Annotated in this window: 4 protein-coding genes; all 4 read right to left on the reverse strand. The window is 64.7% G+C overall.

Annotation, left to right across the window (positions count from 1 at the left end; translation table 11 throughout):
• Window positions 1–166: 166 nt before the first annotated feature.
• Window positions 167–1,195 (reverse strand): 4-hydroxythreonine-4-phosphate dehydrogenase PdxA, encoded by a 1,029-nt coding sequence (gene pdxA, locus VGV07_RS27330; RefSeq protein WP_326871895.1) that lies wholly within the window; start codon window positions 1,193–1,195, stop codon window positions 167–169.
• Window positions 1,196–1,322: 127 nt separating this feature from the next.
• A complete protein-coding gene (locus tag VGV07_RS27335; protein ID WP_326871896.1) occupies window positions 1,323–2,198 on the reverse strand; it encodes a SurA N-terminal domain-containing protein in 876 nt (291 codons plus the stop codon).
• A gap of 127 nt (window positions 2,199–2,325) precedes the next feature.
• Window positions 2,326–4,644: an LPS-assembly protein LptD gene (locus VGV07_RS27340; RefSeq protein ID WP_326871897.1), complete on the reverse strand. Its 2,319-nt coding sequence runs from the start codon at window positions 4,642–4,644 to the stop codon at window positions 2,326–2,328.
• A 2-nt stretch (window positions 4,645–4,646) separates the two neighbouring features.
• Window positions 4,647–4,870 (reverse strand): LptF/LptG family permease (locus VGV07_RS27345; RefSeq protein ID WP_326871898.1); only part of this gene is annotated, 224 nt, incomplete at its 5' end.

The raw sequence follows: 4,870 nt of genomic DNA on the forward strand, positions 1-4,870 counted from the left end.
CTGCCGACTGCCGACTGCCGACTGCCGACTGCCGACTGCCGACTGCCGACTGCCGACTGCCGACTGCCGACTGCCGACTGCCGACTGCCGACTGCCGACTGCCGACTGCCGACTGCCGACTGCCGACTGCCGACTGAGGCGGCCGTCTCTCGCAGTTGTGGCGCCCCTACTGTGCCGCCGCCTGCTGCACCACCCCACCCGTCAGCTCATCCGCCAGCCGGATCGCGTTGAGAAAGCTCGCGTCCGATCCCTTGCCCGTCCCGGCAAGGCCGAATGCCGTGCCGTGGTCGGGCGAGGTGCGGACGATCGGCAGGCCGAGCGTAACGTTCACCGCCTGGTCGAACGCCACTGTCTTGATCGGGATCAGCGCCTGGTCGTGGTACATCGCGATTACCGCATCATACTTCCGCCAGTGCGGCAGATGGAACAGCGTGTCCGCCGGCATCGGGCCCTCGGCGAGGATGCCTTCGTGCTGCAGCTGCGAGATTGCGGGACCGACGATGTCATAATCCTCGGTGCCGATATTGCCGCCCTCGCTGGCATGCGGGTTGAGCCCGGCAAAACCGATGCGCGGCTCGGCGATGTCGAAGCGGGTCCTGAGGCTATGGGCCACGATCCGTCCGGTATTCACCACCAGCTCGAACGTCACCAGCGACGGCACCGCGCTGATCGGTACGTGGATGGTTGCGGGGATCACCCGCAACGCCTCGTGCGCCAACATCATCACCGGGGTGGGCGGCACGCCCCCTTGGGCGCACAGCGCCGCCAGGAACTCGGTATGGCCGGGGTATTTGAAGCCGGCGGCGTAGAGCGCTGCCTTGTGGATCGGCCCCGTAACGATGGCGCGGCAGGCCCCGGTGAGGCTGTCGTCCACTGCGCGGCTGATTGCCTCGATCACCACCTTGCCCGAGAGCGCGGTCGGGTCCCCCGGCTTGTCGGGCACGAGACCGTCGACATGCACCACCGGCAGCGCCTCGGCGAACCGGGCGGCGGCCTCGAGCGGCGTGCACTCGAGCATCGCCACCGGCAGGTGCAGCCGAGCGGCGCGGGCGCGCAGGAAATCGATATGGCCGTAGACGATGAACGGCGGCAGGCCCAGCTCGACGCGGTTGGCGAACAGCCTCAGGATCAGGTCCGGCCCGATCCCGGCAGGTTCGCCCATGCTTACGGCCAGCGGCGGGAGAGTGTCGGCCAAGGGATCCTCACGTGTCCAAACAGAACTGGCGCAGCCTGTGGCAGCGTCAGTTCGTGCCCTAGCATGGACTCGCTAAGCCAACCGGCTCCAATTGCCTTAGGATTGCCGGGGGATCGGCAAGAGTCCGTTAGTTGTAGACGATCTTGGCCTTGGTCCGGAGCTCGGCCTTGAACTTCTCGGCTTCCGCCTGCATCTGCTTGCCGCCCTGCTCGTTGCGCAGCTTGTTCTTGAGGAAGGTGGTGTCACGCGCTTCGTTCTTGGCGCAGATCGCCAGCATCGACACGCCGGTTTCCGTCACGCGCGGCTTGGTAATGCCGCCGACGTTGAGCTTGGCGAGTTCGTCAGCCAGCGCCTCGGGCAGCTGGGTAGCATGGCGGCGGCCCATGTCGCGTACCGCGGCGTCGGTGAAGTTCAGCGACACCTGGACGGCGCTGTCGCAGCCCTTGAAGGCTTTGCGGTACTGGTTGGCCTGGCCGGTGCGAGCCGAAGCATTGCCGGTCGAGCTGATGAACAGCACTTCCTTGAGGATGTAGTCATAGCTCAACGCCTGGTCGAGTTTGGCCTCGGCGGCCTTCTCGAGGTCGAGGTCCGACACCTTGACGCGCGAGGCGACCACCATGCCGCTCACCTGGTTCCAGGCGATGGCGGCACGCAGGCGGGCCCGCATGGTGTCCTTGCTGACGCCGGCCTGCTGCAGGATCTGGTTCAGCTTGTCGGTCGATACCTTGATGTTGCGCGCCACCTGCTGGAATGCGTCATCGACCTGCTGGTCGGAAATGACGATGTTCATCCGCTTGGCTTCCTGGATCTGCAGCTGTTCGTCGATCAACTGCTCCGTCGCCTTCTTGGTGCCGCCGCCGCCTTCGAGCGCGAGCAGCTTGGTGCGCTGCGCGATTTCGATATCCGAAATCGGCACGCCATTCACCGTGACCTTGGTCGCGGCGAAAGCCGGCATGACGCTAAGGGTGAGGCCGATCAGCATTGCAGCGATGAGGCGGAGCATTGTCGTCACCATTTCAGTTCTTGGGAAGGCCGCCGGATCGCCCCCGGCTCGGCCACCTCAATGTTGGAAGAATACGGCCAAAATCGGTTGGCCGAAGTCGGTTTCCCGGTCGATCGCGCCGACCAGACTAGTAGTTGAGAATATCGAACTGCGCCCCGGGCGCCTTCAGCTTGAACTGCACGCCGAACGTCACGGAGTCCGGCGTTTCGTGCGTTGCCCCGTTGGCTTGCGCAAAGCCGCCCGCGAGGAAGAAGCCATCGTCATAGATCAGCTCGCCGCGCGCTTCCAGCCATTCGCTCGCCGCCACGTCCCACGACACGCTGCCAATGGCACGCCAATAGTCGAGGGGCAGCGGCGTGCTGCCACTTACCGTCACTTCGTGCTGGTCCGCGGTGACGCCGGTGTTCGCGTCCGCCGGCAGGTAGACGTAGTCGCCACCCACCGAATAGGGCCCGAAGGCATAGCTGCCGCCAACCCCGGCACGGGCCACGCGCGGACCATCGGGGTCGACCTGCATCTTGCCACCCAACGTCAGCCCGGCATAGGGCGAGCCACGCGCCCCGAGCACGACGTAAGATGCATCGTCCTTCATGCCGCTGCCGAGACCGGTATTGACCGGATCGTCGACCGCAAACGCGTTGACCCCGGCGAGGTGGAAGCTCTGCCCGGCGACGATCTCCAGCCACTGGCCGCCCGAGAGATTCGCCAGGTAGCGCGCCCCGACATTGGCGCGCAGCCCGGTTTCCTGGCGGTCGGTGCCGCTGAACCGGTCGTATGAGAACAGGTTGGTGTCATCGAGCACGAAGCTGTGAGCGTTGTCGTTGGTGATGCCCACCAGCGAGGTGTCGCTGCCGCGATAGACCAGTTGCGCGATCGGCTCGAGCAAGTGCGTATCGAGCCCGTTGGCGGCAAACAGCGGCCAGCGAAAATCGACGGCAGCAATGGGCGTCGCCGCGAACAGGAACTGATCGGCCGGCTCGGTCGGATAGCCCCCGGGGCCATCGTCGAAGCCCACGGCTCCGCTGTCGTAGTTGGTGACGTCGGCCCGCAAACCGAGATACGGAGTGACCACGACACCGCCCGGCGCAATGATCTGGTTCTGCCAGCTCAACTCGCCCGATGCATGGGTCTTGTTGCCTTCATAGCCAAAGACATAGGGCACGCCGCCAAAGGTTTGCAGCGAGTCCTCGGCCCGGTACACCCCAAGCAGGTTGCCATTGGCCCGCACCTGACCCCAGTCGCCAAGGTCGAAATAGCCGTTGCCGCGAGCATTCGGCAGGGTCGCCGCCTGCTGGTTCTGCGCCATATCGGCCCAGAATTCGCTCGAATACTGGCCGAGCTTCAGGAACTCTTGCAGCCGCACATCGGCATAGAAGTCGCTGCTCAGGTGGGTAGCGTAGACCTCGTTGGTCACCCAATTGGCGGTGCTGAAGTCATAGTCGTCAAAATAGGCCGCATCGGTGAAGGCGCTGTACGACCAGCCGACCGTCCAGTCGGCAATCGGTTGAAAGCGCCCCGAGCTCTGGATCGCGCCACGCCATTCCCGGTTGCCGATGCCCGAGAACGCACCCGGATCGAGCTGGTAGATGCCCGACGCCTTGATCGTGAACGAGCCATAGTCGAACTGCTGCTGCCACTCGGCCGCCATCAGGAAACCCTGGCGCGACATCAGCGAGGGAGCGAGGAGAATCTGCGTGTCGTCGCCGATATTGATGAAGTAGGGCGCTGTGATCCGGGCGCCATACTCGGCCTTGTAGTTGACGCTCGGCAGCAGAAAGCCGTTGCTCTGTTTGGCGCTCGGGTCGGGCAGCGACAGCCAGGGCAACCAAGCCACCGGAATGCCGAGCACCTCGAGCGAAGGCTGCTCGAAATAGATCGTCTTGGTTTCGGCGTTCTGGATCAGTTTGGCGGCCTTTACCTTCCAGCCGATGCGGTTGCCCTTGGCGTCGATGCACTCCCCGCACGGGGTGTAGGTCGCCTGGTTGAGCACCGTCTCCAGCGTGCTGGAATAGGCGACGTCGCTGGCCGTCACCCGCGCGCCGTCGGTGGTGGTTAGGGTCAGCGACTCGATGAAGGCCTGCTTCATCCCGCCAGTCACCTCGATCGTCTCGGCGGTGTATTTGGTGCCCGCCGGATCGACCAGTTGCACGTTGCCGATGCAGTTCAGGTTGCCGGTCTGCTGTTCGTAGCGCAGGTCGTCGCAGGCGATCGAATAGCCCTCGTACTGCATCAGCACGCGGCCCTGTGCGCTGATCACGTCGCTGCTCTTGTCGTAGGAGAGGACGTTGGCCTCGACCTTGGCCGGCGCGCCGGGCTCAGGCAGGGTAGCGAAAAAGCCTTCCGGCAGGAATTGCGCGGCAGCGGGCGACGCGGTCATCAGGGCGAGCACAAGCACGGCGCCAAACTGGCGCAGGCGTGTCTCCAACCCCCGGTCGCGGCGCATCATGCTCACGTCCGCCCGTCTTCCCTGTTGAGCAGCACCGTCACTCCGATGACGATGGCCACTACTGCCGGCCCTGCAACTGCGATGACCGGATGCATCACGCCGGCACCCCCGGCGCGTCCCGCCATCTCGGTCACGACATAAACCAAGACGCCAAGGACGATACCATAAAGCACCGCCCCACCATACTTATTGGTCCTTCGATAACCGGCCGTAAACGCGAAGGCAA

It is taken from the genome of Devosia sp. (genome assembly GCF_035944845.1).
Taxonomy (GTDB): domain Bacteria; phylum Pseudomonadota; class Alphaproteobacteria; order Rhizobiales; family Devosiaceae; genus Devosia_A.